Here is a 16,965-nt window from a genome sequence, read left to right as displayed (position 1 = left end):
GAAGACCCAGCCAGCCATCGCTCGCGTAGCCAGCCATACAACCGGGAGTTCACTCATGCAGAGGAAAACAACATGGCTACGCGAGAAAACCGTTCTATCCCCGTTCGTCCCCATGGCGCGCCCCTGAGCGCGGCCATCAGCCTGGCCCTGGTGGCCATGGGGGGAAGTCCCGTACTGGCCGACGAAGCCGGTTCGGCGCGGCCCGCGGTCCTGGAGGAGGTCGAAGTGTACGGCCACCGCCTGTCGGAATACCGGGTGGAGCGGGTGTCCAATCCCGCGTACACGGCTGATCTGCTGGACACCGCGCGGACCGTTAATGTCATTACCGCGGAAATGTTCACCGAGCAGGGTGCCGACACGCTGTCGGACATTCTGAGCAATGTTCCCGGCATCAGCATGCAGGCGGGCGAGGGCGGGACACCGGCTGGCGACCAGTTGAGCATTCGCGGTTTCAGTGCGCGTACCGACATCTTCGTGGACGGCGTGCGTGATTTCGGCGGCTATTCGCGTGACTCCTACAACGTGGACCGGGTCGAGGTGGCCAAGGGCCCCGGATCCAATTACCAGGGGCGTGGCTCCACGGGCGGGTCGATCAACCTGGTCAGCAAGACTGCCCGCGAACAGGACTTCTTGATGACCCAGGCCAGCCTGGGCGCACCCGATTTCGGGCGGGCCACGCTCGATGTGAACCGCAGCCTGTCCGATCACACCGCGGCACGCCTCAATTTGATGGTGCACGATGCGGAAGTCCCGGGGCGCGATGAAGTCGAGAACGAGCGTTTCGGCATCGCTCCGACCGTCACGTTCGGGCTCGGTACCGATACTCGGTTCATTCTGGGATATTCGCTGTTGCACCAGGAGAACGTGCCCGACTACGGAATACCCTGGGTTCCTTCCGACAACACGGCGCTTCCGGAATACGTGAATCAGCCGGCTCCGGTCGATGATTCCAATTGGTACGGTTTGCTCGAACGGGACTACGAGGAGATCGACACCCAGTTGCTCACCGTCCGGTTCGAGCACGATTTTGCACAGGGCCTGCAGCTGAGCAGCCAGTTCCGCTGGGGCAATACCGATCGCGACTCAATCACCACGGCGCCGCGTTTCATTTCCTCCGACAGCACGGACATCCGCCGCACGGACTGGAAATCGCGTGACCAGCAGGACCGGATTCTCAACGCCTTGACGGTACTGACCGGCGAGTTTCACACCGGCGGATTCGCGCATTCGTTCGCGGCAGGCGTTGAATTGAGCGACGAATTCGAACGGAATTACGGCCGTGACATCACCGGGGAACAACCCGTCACGGATTTGTTCGACCCCAGCCCCGCCGACCCCTGGGGCGGTACGGTGTTCCGCACCGGTGCGTATACGGATAGCGACGGCTTTTCCGCTAGCGGTTTCGTCGCCGATACCGTGACTCTGAGCCCGCGTTGGCTGGTGACGGCGGGTTTGCGCTGGGACCGGTTCGAACTGGACTATGCGAACGTGGCCGCCGACGGAACGGCGAACGAGCTCGCGCGTACCGACAGCGACTGGAGTTATCAGGCCAGTGTTGTCTACAAGCCGCTGCCCAACGGCAGTATTTACGCGGGTTATGGAACCTCCTTCAACCCGTCGGGTGAGGGCCTGACCCTGTCGAGCCGGAGTGCCGAGCTGTCCGACCTGGAACCGGAAAAAGGCCGCAGTATCGAGATCGGTACGAAATGGGAATTGCTGGGTGACAACCTGCTGCTGAGCGCCGCCTGGTTCCGCACGGAAAAAACCGACGCACGGGAAACCGACCCGGTGGATTCCAGCCTGATCACCCTGTCGGGAAAACAGGTGGTGGAAGGCCTGGAACTGGGTGTGGTCGGACGCCTGTCGGAGTCCTGGAACGTGGCGGCCGGATATACCTGGATGGACAGTGAAATCAGTGAATCGGTTGATCCCGCCCTGGTCGGTAATGACCTGGCCAATACACCGCGGAACACGTTCAGTCTGTGGTTGAACTGGCAGGCCCTGCCGAATCTGGAGTTCGGTATCGGCACGCAGTTCGTGGACGAGCGCTACAGCAATACCCGCAACGACCGAATCGCGCCGGACTACCAGTTGTACAACGCGATGCTCGGGTGGGCGGTCAACGACCGGCTGGGCCTTCGTGTCAATGCCTTCAACCTGGCCGACGAGGATTACATCGCCAGTGTCGGCGGCGGGCACGTGATACCCGGCGAAGGACGGTCAGTCGTCTTCAGCGTCGATTTCGCCTATTGATCAAACGGGTGCCTGGTGTCGGGGATTCGGCCGCACCTGCGCTGCCCGCAAGGAGAATGATGTTTCATGTTGGTTCAGATTCCGTCGCTTCTGGGCGCTGAGCAGGTCGCTGATTTTCGGGCCCGGCTCGAGGGCGCGAATTGGGTTGATGGGCGGGTCACGGCCGGTCACCAGTCCGCGCGGACCAAGCGCAACCTGCAATTGCGCGAGGATGATCCCGTCGCCCGGGCACTCAGCGAGCAGTTGTTGCAGGTTATTCCGTCGAACCTGCTGTTCATGGCGTGCGCCGTGCCGTTCAAGATCTTTCCGCCTCTTTTCAACTGTTATCGGGAAGGCCAGGGATTCGGTGCGCACATCGACAACGCGATCCGGTCGGTGCCGGATTCACCTCACCGGGTGCGTACCGATTTGTCGATGACCCTGTTTCTCAGTGATACGGATGAGTACGAAGGGGGTGAATTGATCATCGAGGACACCTTTGGTGGCAAAAAGGTGAAACTGCCTTCCGGTCACGCGGTTCTCTATCCCGCGTCCAGCGTGCACCGGGTGGCGCCCGTGACGCGTGGACAACGCATCGCGGCGTTTTTCTGGATTCAGAGCATGGTTCGCGATGCCGGCCGGAGGGAAGTTCTGTTCGACCTCGATCTGGCCATCCAGCAGTTGAACGATGAGAACCCGGATTCGGCCGCAGGGGTCAGGCTGACCGGGGTGTATCACAACCTGTTGCGCATGTGGGCGCACGTCTGAGTTTGGGGGCGACGCGAATGAGACTGCGCAAAACGCTGTTCTGGGTTCACCTGGGCTGCGGTGTGACCGTGGGTCTGGTGGTGCTGATGATGTCGGTGACCGGCCTGCTGCTCACCTACGAACGTCAGATACTGGATTGGGCGGATCATGCCAGTTATCCCCAACTCCGGCCGGAAGCAGGCGGGAAATCGCTGGCGCTCGCGGTGCAAGCTGCCGGGTCGGTCCTGCCGGCCAACGGTTCCATGAACGTCGTGGTATTCGCGGCGCCGGAGCGCGCCGTGTCGGTGCGCTCCGGTCGGAACCCGCCCGTTCTGGTCGATCCGTACACCGGCCGCTTGCTCGGTAATGGCGCCAGCGGACTGCGGGAATTCTTTGCCACCGTGACGCGGATGCATCGCTGGTTCGCCGTTGGAGATGATCAGCGGGGCGTGGCGCGTGCGATTACCGGAGCGAGCAACCTCGTATTCGGTTTTCTGGTGCTGTCGGGCCTGTACCTGTGGCTGCCGCGGATCTGGCGCAAGCGCCAGTTCCTGGCGCGGCTGCGGTTCGCCCGTTCCTATCCCGGACGCCAGGCGCGTGACTACAACTGGCATCACGTGCTGGGTATCTGGGCCGCCGTGCCATTGCTGCTGGTGATCAGCACGGCCACGGTGTTTTCCTATGGCTGGGCCAACCAGCTTGTCTACCAGGCGTTTGGTGAGGAACCGCCGCAACGGCGGGGAGGTCCGCCGGCACCCGCGCAGGCGCCAGGCACGGATACCTCGCGAATCGACGCTTTGTTTGCCGAGGCGGCCGGCAGGGTGCCGGGTTGGCGAACCATCTCGTTCACGGTGCCGGCGGCAGATGCTGCCGCGCTGGCCTTTCGGGTCGATCGCGGAAACGGGGCACAGCCTCACCGTCAGATCACCGTGTCACTGGACCGCAGCGACGGGCAGCCGCTTGCAACCGAAGTATTCGGCGACGCCACTCCCGGCCGTCAGGCCCGCGTGATGATCCGGTGGCTGCATACCGGGGAACTCGGCGGGCCGGCCGGACAAACCTTGGCCGGGCTGGCCTGCATTGCCGCCATACTGCTGGTCTGGACCGGCCTGTGCATGGCCTGGCGCCGCCTGGTTCAGCCGGTTCTGCGGCGCCTCCGGGCGCGCCCGATCCGCAGGGCGAAGGATGCGGCGTAAGGCTGGGGAATCGCACCGGGATGACCTTCAGGTATCGGGAGCGTCGGTATATACTCCAACGCTGGCAATTCTGCCGGTCCGTTCACATAGGGTCATTTCATGAAACATTACCGCCTGATTCTGGGGGCTTGCCTGACGGCTGTCCTGACATTCCCGGCCGCTGCGGAAGAAGCCCCGCAGGAAATTCGGCATGAACTCATGGAGTCGGTGGGCGATGCCGCCGAACCGCTGGGCGGCATGCTCAAGGGCGAGCGTGAATTCGATGCCGAGGTGGCGATGGAAAGTCTGCGCACCTTCCAGCAGGCGGCGGCCGAGTTCGGTGACTTGTTTCCCGAGGGCTCGGATACCGGCTACGACACCGAAGCCCGGTCGACGATCTGGAGCGACCGAGCGGGTTTCGAAACCGCGTTGGCGTCGTTCGGTGAAGCCGTGGACACGGCGATAGCCGCCCAGCCGCAAAGCCTGGATGAACTGAAGCCGGTCGCCGGAGCGGTGTTCAAGCAGTGCAAGGGCTGTCACGAGGACTACCGCATCGAGGACGACTGACGGAGCGGTAGATGCCCGCTAAACGCCTGGCGGCGTTCACCGCCGTGGCCGTTGGCCTGGGCGCGGCCTGGTGGTTGACTTCGACCCCGGTGCTCGCACCGGAGGACATCCCCGACCATCAGCCTGACGCCGCCGCGGGAGAACGCCTGTTTCATGCCGGAGGCTGCAGGTCGTGCCACGGCGAACGGCTCGAGGGCGGGCTGGAACTGTCAACCGAATACGGCATTTTCCGCGTGCCCAACATCACGCCGGACCCGGTGAGTGGGATCGGCGGGTGGACCACGCTTGAATTCGTCAATGCCATGAGCCGTGGCGTCAGCCCGGAAGGCCAACATTATTATCCCGCCTTTCCCTATGCGTCCTACGCCCGAATGACGGTGACGGATCTGCTGGATCTGAAGGCCTGGCTGGATGAATTCCCTCCGGTGCCGGGACCCGCGGTGCGCCATGAACTCAGGTTCCCGTGGAACATCCGCCGGGCGGTCGGTTTCTGGAACCGCCTGTACCTGGATCCGGCGCCGGTGGTCGGGATTGACCCGTCGGCGCCCAATGCCTCGCAGCTCGAACGCGGACGTTACCTCGTTGAAGCCGTTGGGCATTGCGGCGAATGCCACACCCCGAGAGGGTTTCTGGGCGGTCCGGACTCCGGCCGTTGGCTGGCCGGGGCTCCGAACCCGGAAGGCGAAGGCCGGGTGCCGAATATCACGCCGCACGATGACGGTATCGGAGCGTGGTCGGAGAAAGACCTCGCGTGGTATTTCGAATCCGGGTTCACTCCGGATTACGATACGGTCGGGGGAGCCATGGTGGAGGTCCAGGAGAACCTGGCTGAATTGGGCGCCGAGGACCGGGCGGCCATCGCCACCTACCTGAAGTCCATTCCGGCGCTGCCCGACGCGCCGGCTGACGGGTGAGCCGGATCGGGTTGGGCCCGGCCGGGTTCGGCACGGGTTGCGGTCTTTCGTTCAGTCACCGCCCAGGTAATCGTCTCTGGCTTTCTCGATGGCGTCGGCAATAATGGTGCTCAGGCCCGGGATGCGGCCGCTTTCGCCGTCGGCCTGAAATGACCACGCGGTGCCCGACCAGACCAGCCTGGCATGATCTTCCTGGACCAGGAAGGCACTGACTTCGACGAAGACCTGCGTGGCATCGTCATGCTCGTGGTCGGCGGGCAGTGAGTGCGCGTAGAATTCTTTCAGAGTCGGGTGTTCGTGCGTGATCCGGCCGCGGGTCGGCACGATGCCGGATTCGTCGTGCCCGACCTCTTCGACCATCAGAATGAACATGTTGTGGTGCCGGCGGGCCGCGGCCAGCAGGCTGTCCCGCGTGCCCTTGCGTACATCCGGAAGGTCCAAATGGCTGGCATTGGCCGCGATTTCGCGTGCTGCGAGGTCGGCGACCAACCGGTCTTCGAACACGGTGCGCATTTCGAGATCGGTTGAATAGACCAGCACGTAAGCGCCCGCGTTGTCCCGGAAATTGAGCACCGTGGTGTCGGTTCGCGGCGAACCACAGGCGGAGACCAGGCCGGCGAGCAGGCAGCCGGCCAGGAGGCGCGGTAAACGTTTCATGGGTCCAGATTAGCCATCGCCGCCCGAGTCCTCAAGCACCGGTGTGATTCGGCCACCTGCAATGGCTTCGCCGGTGGTACGGTCTGTATGGAGTGTCCGTGTGATTTCAAGCCGCAAGCACGGCCGGGACAGTCCGGGTTGATTGGTGGTGCCGGGAATTCCGGAAGGACTTGTCAAATGCCCGGGGGGAATTTAAGGTCGGAGACGAGGTGGCAGCGTATCCGACCGATGGTCCCAATGGCGAAGGTGACGAATAGACCGTAGCGGAATAGCGACATTGACCAGAACGAGCGGTATTCGATTTTTGGTGGCGGTGATCGGGATGGCATTGATCCGGCCCGCGGGAGCGGACGTGTCAGTTTCTGCCACCGAGGGCGTTGCCGTGCCCGAACAGGCAGAATCCGCGACCCTGGTGTCCGAATCCCCGCCGCCAGCGGACGACGCTTCCGCGAATGCCGTTGCCGACCCCCTGATTACCGGGTCTGACGGTCCCGAAGCGCCCGGTTCCGGATTAACCGACTCTGACTCTCCCGGCCCCGCAGTCATTGCCAAGGAGCCCTCCGTCCCCGAGCCATCCGATCCGGAATCCGTGGCTTCCGGGTCCATCGCCCCCGAGAACGCAAATAAGGCCCCCGGGGAGGCGGCAGCCTTGCCGCAGTCCGCCGAAATGACGGAGACCACGGCATCGGAGCTTGCAGGTACTTCTCCCGGGCCCGGGGTCGCGTCCGTCGAACCGCGGGTCGCAGCGCGCTCGATCCGCAAGTACGAGAGCCAGGTCCGTGCGTTGGAGGCCCGCGGTGGATACTACGATGCAGACCTGGCGGAAACCCTGGTGGGACTGGGGCTGGCCCGACTGTCGCTGCATGACTACGACGGGGCGGAGCGCGCTTTTCGCCGGGCCCTGCATACGACCCGGGTCAACCACGGGCTTTATTCCGTCGAACAGCTGCCCATTGTCGAACGCTTGCTCGACGTCAATACACGGACCCGCGATTACCGCGACCTCAACCAGAACTACCATTTCCTGTTCTGGCTGACCAAGCGGATTTACGGGGACGACGATCCCCGCTTGCTGCCGGAACTCGACCGCATGGGCCGCTGGCACCTGGCCGCCTATGCGACGAATGCCGACGACACGCCGATGAGCCACCTTTTCGCGGCCCAGGATCTCTACGGGAATGCCATTTCGGTTATCGAAGCCAACTTTGACGAGAACGATCCGCAACTGGTCAATGCCCTGTATGCGATCGTGGTGACGAAATACCAGATGGCCGCCGAAGTCAGCCGGATCCAGTTCGAGGGGGATGTGCTCGCGGCCGATTCGGATACTCTGGATGCCCGGGCCAGCCGGGTGTATCGGGACGGTGCCTATCGCGAAAAGCTGATGTTCGACTGTTTCGCGGACGGCAAGGAGGCCATGGACCGCATCGCCGCCATTCATGCGGGCAATGACATGCTGCCAGCCGAGTCCCATGCGATGGCCCTGGTACACCTCGGCGACTGGAACCTGTTGTTCAACAAGTGGAACTCCGCGCACGATGCGTACTCTGAAGCTTATGCACTGCTGGCCGATGAAGGGCGCAGCCCCGAGGTCATAAACGGCTTCTTCGAAGCGCCGCGTGCGTTGCCCGCCATAGGGCTTCCGGAGGACCAGTTGAGAGAATTTCTCGCCGGATCCGGTCCGGCGGAACCCCGGGCCGATGCGCCTGACGCGGAAGAGGGTGCCGCCGCGGCGCCCGTGCCGCCTGCGCAGGACACACCGCCCGATACGGCTGACGCCGTTGAGGGCTGGGATCCCCAGGATACCCTGGCGTTCGCCGAGCGGGGACCGCTGCCCGAGGTCGAGTCAGAAATTTTCGTGACGGTGGGCTTTGATGTGTCCCGAACGGGAAAACCCACCAATATCGAAATTCTGGACTCGAATACCGAGGACAAGTCCCTGTGGCGCAAGGCCCGGAAAAGCATGACGACACGGCGATTCCGGCCCCGGATCGAAAACGGCGAGGCGGTTGATGCCGCGGGAGTGCAAATCAAAATGATATTCAGGGATCAGCCATGAACGAATCGATCGCCAACCGGATTCACGGCAGGTGGCGCCCGCTCGCGGGCGGGTCAATCGCGATCTGCCTGTTCGCCCTGACGGCTTGTTCGACGACGACGTCGGTGTCCATGCCTTCGGCGCCCGGCATGCCGTCACCCACGGTTTCCATTCCGTCGTCGAGTTCGTCGTCATCTTCTTCGTCATCGTCATCGTCATCTTCGTCCAGTTCCAGTTCTTCGGGCAGCCAGGACGCCTCATCGAGCGGTGCTTCCGGCGCCTCGTCAACCGCTTCGACCCCGGCCCAGACTCCGGGTTCGGGTGCATCAGCAGGCGCCGACCCGGCGGCGGCTCAGGTTGCGGCCGGGGCCGGGTCCGCCGGCGACTCGGGCGCGCAGGCCGGCGACGGTGATGACGGCGCGGCTTCGGAAGCCGGCGGGCCGGCCGGAGGCGAAACCGGAACCGGTGAAGAGGCCATGGCGCAGCAGGGCATGGCCGGTTCCGGCGCGGAAGCCGGGGCGGCGAAAACGGACGATGAAATTCTGGCCGAGGCCCTCGAACAGTTCGGCGGCGGTGCCGGGGGGGACGCGGCGGCGCAGCAGGCCGGTGAGTCCGGTACGAGTCCGGATGCGAAGGACGACGGGGCGGCCGGCGGGTCCGATCAAATGGCGCAGGAGCCGGGGGCAGCTGCCGGGTCGAATCCGGCCGGAGGTCCTGAATCCGGCGGAACGCCGGGCCATGAAGTCGCGACGGCGCAAGCCGGACCCGCGGGTGGAGGAGCATCGGCCGGCGACGGTGGGCAGCAGGCTCTGGACCGCGAGTTGGAACGGGGTTTTGCCGAATTCGACGAGTTGATGATGGGCGAACGCCGCGTCCTGGCCTCCGAGCGCAACGCCGATGCGGGTAGCGGAGCGGGTTACGAGACGGGCGGCGGAACCGGGGGCTCGGGTGAAGGGCAGGGCCTGCCGCAAACCGCCATGGCGGACCCCGGCATGCCGCGGTCCGGCGCCGCCAGCCAGACCGGTGTTCCCGGTGCCGGTTCCAGCGACATCGCAACCGAGCTACCGCCGGATATCGGCAGCGCCGAAGATGACGACATCATCGCCCGGCAATTGCGTGAGGCGGCCATGAAGGAACAGGATCCGGCCCTGCGCGACAAACTCTGGGACGAATACCGCAAATACAAGCGTGGTGGCTGAACGCCATCGGCGCCGGAACACGAATCCATGAACATGACTGAAGCGACAATCCGACCCTGGCTGCGCATGATGGCCGTGGCCCTGCCGGTCCTGATGCTGGCGTCCTGTGGATCCACCACGGTGCGCAGCACCAGCCACGAAGAAGTCGTGGTGGCGGCGGAGGAGATTCCCGAAGAACAGTTGCTAGACATCGGGATCGGGCTGTTCGATCCGGGCCTGGAGGAGGATGAAGCCGACGAGGACCCGGGAATCTCACCGCGCATCCGGCGTGCCGAGGCGCGGTATATGCCGTACCAGTTGATGGAGACCCTGCAGGGTACGGGCAACTGGGGCATCGTGCGCGTCATTCCGGAGCGTCAGAGCGAAGCCGATATCTGGGTGGATGCCGAAATTCTTCAGTCCGACGGTTTGACCACGGCGCTGCTGGTGACTGTCACGGATTCGTCCGGCGCCCGCTGGTATCAGGAGAAATACACCGGAACCGTCAGCAAGTACGCCTACGACAATGCGCTGTCGCACGGTTCCGAACCCTTCCAGGGCCTGTACAACGACATCGCCAACGATCTGCTCGAGTACTACCAGAACCTCAGCCCGGAGGCGATCGCCGAGCTGCGCACCATTACCGAACTGCGCTTTGCCCGGCGTTTCTCGCCGGAAGCATTCGATCAGCATCTGGGAACCGACCGGGACGGTGAACTCTACGTTCGACGGCTGCCGGCTGAAAACGACCCGGTGCTGATGCGGGTGCGGCAGGTCCGTGAACGCGACTACATGTTCGTCGATACCCTGCAGGAACACTACGGCTCCTTCGTCCGGCAGATGGATGTGCCCTACCTGGAATGGCGCAAGGCTTACTACGAAGAGGGACAGGCCCTGCGCGAGGTCGAGGCGCAGTCCAATCGCCGGCTGGTGGGCGGCGCCCTGGCCGTGCTGGCCGGCATTCTGGCCCAGGGCAGCGACAGTTCCACGGTGCGCACCGCAGGTGCGGTTGGCATTGGTGCCGGCGCCGGTGTGTTCGTCAGCGGTTTGAACAAGCGGGAAGAAGCCAAGGTGCACGCCGAGGCCCTGGACGAAATCACCGCGTCGATGGACTCCGAAATGGAACCGCACACGATCCAGTTGCAGGAACGCACCGTGACGCTGTCGGGATCGGTCAACGACCAGTATGAGCAGTGGCGTGAGGTTTTGCGGGAAATGTACACCACCGAAACTGGCCAGACCGGTGCCAGCGGCTCGCCCTGAACATCCGTGACCGGAGAAGGGAATAAGCCGGATCACGGCTTTACGCGCATCGAGCCGGCCCCGGTCGAACTCGCCGCCGCCTCCGATACTCCCGAAGCGCGACAGGCTGCACCGGCGGCGGAACACGGTTCGCGTCACCCTCTGCTGTGGGCCGGGCTGGCCCTGATGCTGCTGATCGCGGCCGGCGTGTTTTTCGTGCTGCCGCGTTACGTTGCATCCCCCACGAGCGAATCCACGGCTCTGGCGCCGACGGACGCAGGCGGTGAATCGGCTTCGGCCACGCCCCGGGATGCGGCCGGACCGGTGCGGAAACCCGGAGGCGCGCCCTGGGAGCAGGCGCAGGAAGCCCAACTGCGGCGTGACTCGCAGGCAACCCTCGAGAAGATGCTGCAGGCGCAGAACCTGCTCTCCGAGCGCGCGGTTACCGACTGGGCTCCGGAGGAATACGAACAGGCGCTGGCCCTGGCACGGGACGGCGATGCGAAATACAACGAGCGTGATTTTGCCGGCGCCCGGGATGCCTACGAGCGCGGACTGGGCATCCTGCAGGAGCTGCAGGATCGGGTGGACGAGGTGTTCGCTGAGGCCCTGGCGCGTGGTGAGCAGGCGCTGGCCGACGGCGACTCTGCCTCCGCGCTGGCGGAGTTCGACCGGGCGCTGGCCATCGATCCGCTGGATCGCGCGGCAAACGACGGCCGCCAGCGAGCCGAGTCCCTGGACGAGGTGCTCGACCTGATTCGCCAGGGCGACCGGCTGCTGGCCGCCGGAGAGCTGGACGGCGCGGCCGAGGCCTATGCGCAGGCCAGTGTGCTCGATCCGGAATCGGAGCGGGCGCGGGCCCAGGCGGCCGTGGTCGAACAGCGCCGCCGGGACCGGCGTTTCAATGCCCTGATGTCCTCGGGCTTTGCGGCGCTCTACGACGGGCGGCCGGATGAAGCCGGCAAGACTTTTCGCCAGGCATTGCAGTTGCGGCCCGGCGCGGCCGAGGCACGCGATGCACTGCGCCAGAGTGAACACGAAAGCCGTGCACGCACTCTGGCGGCTCTGATCGGCGAGGCAGGGGAACTGGAAGATCAGGAGCGCTGGCACGAGGCTGTGGAGCGTTACAGCCGTGCGCTCGAAATCGATGCCGCGCTGGCCTCCGCGATTGAGGGCCGGCAGCGCAGTAAGCTGCGTGCGGAAATTCATGACCGGATCGACGGCATCCTGGATCAGCCGACCCGGCTGTACGACGCCGAGGCTCTGAACGAGGCTGAAGCGTTTCAACGCACGGTTTCCGCGGTGCGAAATCCCGGCCCGGAACTGGCCGGGCGAATCGCCCGGCTGGACGACTTGCTGCGGAAAATGCGACAGCCCATCACGGTGCAGTTGCGCTCCGACAACCTGACCCGGGTGACGGTGCATCGGGTCGGTTCGCTGGGTACGTTCACGACCCACGAGCTGAGTCTTCGCCCCGGGCGTTACGTGGCGGTTGGCGTGCGGGAGGGCTATCGCGATGCGCGGGTCGAATTCACTCTCGACCCGGACCGCCCGGCGCCGGTCATTGAAATCAGCGCGGATGACAAGATCGCGTTCGGCAGCGGGGGTTGAAGAGGGGTCCATGAGCGAGCAGGAAAACCGGATTGCGCCAACGAAGTATGTGCCCCCCGACGGCCGGCTGCCATCACGCAGGCGTGTCGTGCGTACGCGCTCGGTGGTGGTGGGAGCGGCCCTGGCGCTGGCCGCATTCGCTGCCTGGTTCGTGCTGACCTCGAAAGCGGTGTACATCGAGGTCGAGCCCGGTTTCGCGAAAGTTCATGTCAGTGGTGGTTTGCGCCTGAACCTGGCGGACCGATACCTGTTGCGCGCCGGATCTTACACCCTTCGAATCGAAGCCCCGGGTTACCGCGGGCTGGAGCAGAACCTGGAGGTCGGTGCCGATCAGAACCAGGAGTTCACGTTCACCCTGGACCGGCTGCCCGGCCATTTACGGGTGTCGACGGGTGCCGTCGAGGGCGCCGTGATTGAACTCGATGGTGAAAACCGGGGCCGGACTCCGGTCCTCATCCGGGACGTGCCTGCCGGCGATTACCCGATCCGGCTGGTGGCGGAGCGCTATCTTGCCTGGGAGGGCGAGGTGTCCGTCGAGGGTCTCGACCGGGAGCAGGTGCTCGAAGTCAGCCTGCAACCGGCCTGGGCGGATCTGACCTTTGTCTCGCGGCCCGAAGACGCTGAAGTGCTGGTGGATGACGAGGCGGTCGGACGCACTCCGGTCACCGCGGCCGTGCTCCAGGGCGTGCGCCGCCTGCGGGTGCATCGTCCCGGTTTCAAACCGTGGCTGAACGAGGTGGACGTGGACGCCGGTGTGCCCATGGAGTTTGCGGACATCGTGCTGGAGCCCGCCGATGCCATCGTGCATCTCGCTTCAAGTCCGTCCCGGGCCAGTGTGACCGTCAATGGGGAATACCGGGGAGTGACACCCTTGGAAGTCGCGGTCACACCCGACCGGGATGTGCGTGTGCGCCTGTTCCGCCAGGGCTACCGGTCCGCCAGCCGGACCCTGCAGGTGGCTTCCGGCGACGAGCGCAGGTTGCAGATCGACCTGGAGGCTGAACGTGTACCCGTGGCGTTTCGCATCACGCCGGCTGATGCCGAGCTGTACATCGACGGCCGGCGCATCGAGAATTCCGCCGAGTCTCTGCAATTGCCGACCCGTCCGCACCGGGTTGAGATCCGCCGCAGCGGTTACGTCGATTATGCGACCACCCTGACCCCGCACAGCGGAATGCCGCAGCGCCTGCAAGTGACCCTGAAGAGCCAGGAGCAGGCACGCCTGGAACAGATCAAGCCGGTGATCGAAACCGTGGCCGGCCAGCGGCTGAAGCTGTTCCGCCCGGGGCCGTTCACGATGGGTGCCTCACGGCGTGAACCCGGGCGCCGTGCCAATGAAACCCTGCGTGATGTCAAGCTGCAACGCCCGTTCTACCTCGGTTTTCGCGAAGTCAGTAACGATGAGTTCCGCGAATTCGATGCCAGGCACTCGTCGGGAACGATTTTCGGCCGCAGCCTGGACACGGGCCGTCAGCCGGTGGTGCGAATCACATGGGAGCAGGCCGCGCGCTACTGCAACTGGCTGAGTGGCCGGGAATCCCTGGAGCCGTTTTACCTGGAATCCGAAGGGCGGATCGTCGGCGTCAACCCGCTGGCGACCGGGTATCGGTTGCCCACAGAAGCGGAATGGGAGTGGGCGGCCCGCACCCGTGCCGGCGGCGGTCCGCTTAAATTTCCCTGGGACGGAAATCTGCCGCCGCCTGCGAACAGCGGCAATTTCGCTGATGTTTCGGTCGAAGGCATGATTGCCGGGATCATCCGCGGTTACGACGACGGTCATGTCGTCGCCGCCCCGGTGGGAAGCTTTCCCGCGGGTAACCGGGGGCTCCACGATATGGGGGGAAACGTGTCAGAATGGACGCATGATTTCTACGATGTCGCCATCCGAATGGCCGGTGCCGTCGAGGTCGATCCGCTGGGCCCCGAGACGGGTGAATTTCACGTCATCAAGGGGTCCGGCTGGACCCATGGCACCGTTACGGAATTGCGCTTGAGTTACCGGGATTACGCTGCGAAGCCGCGCGAAGACGTGGGTTTCCGGCTGGCCCGCTACCTGGAATGATGATTCGAGACACCTCAGCCGGTTTGCCGGAGCCGGATACCCGATCCGGCTCCGCCTGGCGCGTGCTGGCGCTGGTCCTGATGCTTGCAGCCGCCTCCGCAATGGCCCAGGCACCGGCGCCTGAAAATGAACGGGAATCGGTAACGGTTTCCGACGCCGCGGCGGAAGACGCCGGCGATGTGGACGGTGCCGGCAGCGCGGGTAATACGGGCGACAGGGGTAGCGGGATGCCTGATGGCGAGGACGCCGGGAGTGAAGACGAGGCGCTGGTCATCGAACCGGCGGAATCTTTCGACCCGACGGAAGAAGTGGATGAGGATTACTCCATCCCGTTTCCGGTGGACATCTGAATGCAACGGGAGTTGATGGCGTGATCGTCAAGCACAATCCGGTTTCGGAATTTCTCTACCAGTTGTTCGCGCTGATTCTGGCGATGATCCTGGTGCATACGATTTATGTAACTCTCGTTCGCCCGCAGGCGGAGGCCATACTCGACCGGCAACGTGCGCTGCAGGCCGCGGGCGAAGCTTATGAAGTGGAGCGCTCGATCTATGTCGTCGTCAAGGATTACGAACAGGAAGCCTGTTTCATTCTGGGCCTGTGGGTGCTCGCGATCATCGGCATGAAAGGACGTACCCTGTTGCACGAGCGGCGCCTTCTGGGCCGTTCGCTGCTGGACGTGCGGCCGGGTACCAGTATCTTGCCCGAGGATGTCCGGCAGTATTCACGCCCCCTGCAATTGCTGCCGGCGGAAGAACGCGAATACCTGCTGCCGCGCACTCTGCTCACGGCGCTGCAGCGCTTCGGTTCCACCCGCAACATCCAGGATGTGTCGACGGCGGTCAAGGAAGTGTGTGAAACCGAGTCCGAGCGCCTGTATTCGGAACTTTCGCTGGTGCGCTATATCATCTGGGCGATTCCGGCCATCGGGTTCATCGGCACCGTTCGCGGCATCGGTGAAGCACTGGGTCAGGCGCACAAGGCGGTGGAAGGCGACATCGTCGGCGTCACCGTCAGCCTCGGTGTGGCGTTCAACTCGACTTTCATCGCCCTGTTGATCAGTATTTTCATCATGTTCCTGATGCACCAGATCACCCTGTTTCAGGAGCGGCTGGTGTTGGACACCCAGCATTACTGTGACGTCAATCTCATCCGCAATCTGCAGGTGCGATGATGACCGAATCTCCCGTCTGCATCGAACTGAACGACTGCGAGATCCGGGTTGCCCGCGATGGCGATATCGTGGTGCGCAGCCCCGGGTTCGCGGTGGTCGGGAAGAATGAAATCGAGGTGGGTGAGAAGGCGGTGCGCAAAGCCTGGCTGAACCCGCGGGCGGCCTGGAATCGCTACTGGCAGCAATTGAACGTCGATCCGCTGCCGAATCCGACCGCGCGGGCCCGTCACCATGCGGATCTGGCTTATGCCCATCTGCTAGCGCTCCACGAGGACGCGGGCAAACCCGACACCGCGGTGTTCGCCGTGCCGGGGCATTATTCGAACGAACAACTCGCCCTGCTGCTCGGGCTGGTCGAGGCCAGCCCACTGGCCGCTGTCGGCCTGGTCGATACCGCGGTGGCCGCGGCCGCGGCACATGCTGGCCCGGGGTCGTATGTTCATGCCGAGCTGTACCTGCACCAGTCGGTGCTGACCCGCATCGAGGTTGGCGACGAAGTCGTGCGGACGGCGGTCCACGTGGTCGGAGACCCGGGGTGGGTGCGGGTTCTCGAGGACTGCGCCAACCGGGTGGCCGACCTGTTCATCGAGCAGACCCGTTTCGACCCGCAGCACCATGCCGAAACCGAGCAGGCGCTGTTCGACAGGCTGCCTGGTCTGCTCCACGCCCTGGCCGGCGCACCCGAAGTCGCCGTCGAAATCCCGTACGGCGGTACCGTGCATCTGGCCCAGGTGCCGCGCTCGGCGATCCACGCGGTGCTGCGGCCGGCGTTTCGGAGGCTGACGGACGAACTGGAGGCGGTTTCGGCGGGTGCGGTTGTGCTGATGGGCGACCGGTTGGCGGGACTGCCCGGTCTGGCGTCGGATATGGAGGCGGTCGAAGTGTTGCCGGCCGATGGTGTTTTCACGGCTTGCCGGGCGCAATTGGAACGCATTCATACACCGGGCGAAGCGCTCGATTTCGTGACCCGGCTGGCGGCGCGCAGGGGTGGGCCGGTCGCGCCCGAATCTGCGCCCGCACCGGTGGCTGGAATGGGGTCGGCGACTGTGCCGGAGCCGAAAAAGGCGGCGTCCGCAGAGGCCGGCATCCCACCCGTCACCCACGTGCTTTGCGGCCACCAGGCAGTGATCCTCGACGGTGGCGAAGTATTGCTCGACGGGCAGGAGTGCCGGATCGCCGGCGATGCCGCGCACGCCCATGCCGCGCTGCGGGCGGAAGAGGGCGGCTGGGGTGTGCATGCGCTCAATGGCGCGGAGCTGCTCTTGAACGGCGAATCCGTCCCCACGCCGGTGCAAGTCCGCCTCGGTGACCAGCTGCGGTTCTCCGGCGGAGCGGCGAAGTATTTGTTCATCAACGTACCACGGTGAA

14 protein-coding genes are annotated in these 16,965 nt (G+C 64.5%); 13 read left to right on the top strand and 1 reads right to left on the bottom strand.

The genetic code is table 11. The features are described 5' to 3' along the window. The first annotated feature begins 72 nt into the window (after positions 1 to 72). From V3330_RS01970 to V3330_RS01950, 5 genes are all read left to right on the top strand, one after another. Positions 73 to 2,253: a TonB-dependent receptor gene (locus V3330_RS01970; protein WP_354693699.1), complete on the top strand. Its 2,181-nt coding sequence runs from the start codon at positions 73 to 75 to the stop codon at positions 2,251 to 2,253. Between the two features lie 66 nt (positions 2,254 to 2,319). Further along, positions 2,320 to 3,000, top strand: a complete 681-nt coding sequence (locus V3330_RS01965) for a Fe2+-dependent dioxygenase (RefSeq protein ID WP_354693698.1) — start codon at positions 2,320 to 2,322, stop codon at positions 2,998 to 3,000. A 17-nt stretch (positions 3,001 to 3,017) separates the two neighbouring features. Beyond that, a complete protein-coding gene (locus V3330_RS01960; protein ID WP_354693697.1) occupies positions 3,018 to 4,175 on the top strand; it encodes a PepSY-associated TM helix domain-containing protein in 1,158 nt (385 codons plus the stop codon). Between the two features lie 99 nt (positions 4,176 to 4,274). After that, a complete protein-coding gene (locus tag V3330_RS01955) occupies positions 4,275 to 4,721 on the top strand; it encodes a c-type cytochrome (RefSeq protein ID WP_354693696.1) in 447 nt (148 codons plus the stop codon). An 11-nt stretch (positions 4,722 to 4,732) separates the two neighbouring features. Continuing rightward, positions 4,733 to 5,635, top strand: coding sequence for a c-type cytochrome (locus tag V3330_RS01950; protein ID WP_354693695.1), 903 nt, complete (start codon positions 4,733 to 4,735; stop codon positions 5,633 to 5,635). A 51-nt stretch (positions 5,636 to 5,686) separates the two neighbouring features. Here the strand turns inward: V3330_RS01950 and V3330_RS01945 are convergent, their stop codons facing one another. Continuing rightward, entirely contained in the window at positions 5,687 to 6,292 is a 606-nt protein-coding gene (locus V3330_RS01945; RefSeq protein WP_354693694.1) for a hypothetical protein, read from the bottom strand. A gap of 352 nt (positions 6,293 to 6,644) precedes the next feature. Here V3330_RS01945 and V3330_RS01940 point away from each other — a divergent pair, with 352 nt between their 5' ends. Genes V3330_RS01940 through V3330_RS01905 form a run of 8 tightly spaced genes read left to right on the top strand, consistent with a single transcriptional unit; the run spans position 6,645 to position 16,964 of the window. Further along, positions 6,645 to 8,351 (top strand): hypothetical protein, encoded by a 1,707-nt coding sequence (locus V3330_RS01940; RefSeq protein WP_354693693.1) that lies wholly within the window; start codon positions 6,645 to 6,647, stop codon positions 8,349 to 8,351. After that, complete coding sequence (locus V3330_RS01935; protein WP_354693692.1) at positions 8,348 to 9,529, top strand: hypothetical protein; 1,182 nt, start codon at positions 8,348 to 8,350, stop codon at positions 9,527 to 9,529. Before V3330_RS01940 ends, V3330_RS01935 begins: the two co-directional genes overlap by 4 nt. Positions 9,530 to 9,562: 33 nt before the next feature. Next, entirely contained in the window at positions 9,563 to 10,771 is a 1,209-nt protein-coding gene (locus tag V3330_RS01930; protein WP_354693691.1) for a hypothetical protein, read from the top strand. Positions 10,772 to 10,777: 6 nt separating this feature from the next. After that, positions 10,778 to 12,361 carry a hypothetical protein gene (locus V3330_RS01925; protein WP_354693690.1) on the top strand — a complete coding sequence of 528 codons (1,584 nt, stop codon included), beginning with the start codon at positions 10,778 to 10,780 and terminating at the stop codon, positions 12,359 to 12,361. A 10-nt stretch (positions 12,362 to 12,371) separates the two neighbouring features. Continuing rightward, positions 12,372 to 14,423, top strand: a complete 2,052-nt coding sequence (locus V3330_RS01920; RefSeq protein ID WP_354693689.1) for a PEGA domain-containing protein — start codon at positions 12,372 to 12,374, stop codon at positions 14,421 to 14,423. Further along, positions 14,423 to 14,773, top strand: coding sequence for a hypothetical protein (locus tag V3330_RS01915; RefSeq protein ID WP_354693688.1), 351 nt, complete (start codon positions 14,423 to 14,425; stop codon positions 14,771 to 14,773). Before V3330_RS01920 ends, V3330_RS01915 begins: the two co-directional genes overlap by 1 nt. Positions 14,774 to 14,793: 20 nt before the next feature. Then, the gene (locus V3330_RS01910; RefSeq protein WP_354693687.1) at positions 14,794 to 15,597 is read left to right on the top strand and encodes a MotA/TolQ/ExbB proton channel family protein; all 804 of its coding nucleotides are present in this window, start codon (positions 14,794 to 14,796) and stop codon (positions 15,595 to 15,597) included. Continuing rightward, the gene (locus V3330_RS01905; protein ID WP_354693686.1) at positions 15,597 to 16,964 is read left to right on the top strand and encodes a hypothetical protein; all 1,368 of its coding nucleotides are present in this window, start codon (positions 15,597 to 15,599) and stop codon (positions 16,962 to 16,964) included. Before V3330_RS01910 ends, V3330_RS01905 begins: the two co-directional genes overlap by 1 nt. Position 16,965: the final 1 nt, after the last annotated feature.

Origin of the sequence: Elongatibacter sediminis (assembly GCF_037892215.1) — a bacterium.
Taxonomy (GTDB): Bacteria; Pseudomonadota; Gammaproteobacteria; order Xanthomonadales; family SZUA-36; genus Elongatibacter; species Elongatibacter sediminis.
This window is presented reverse-complemented; position numbering and strand designations above follow the sequence as displayed.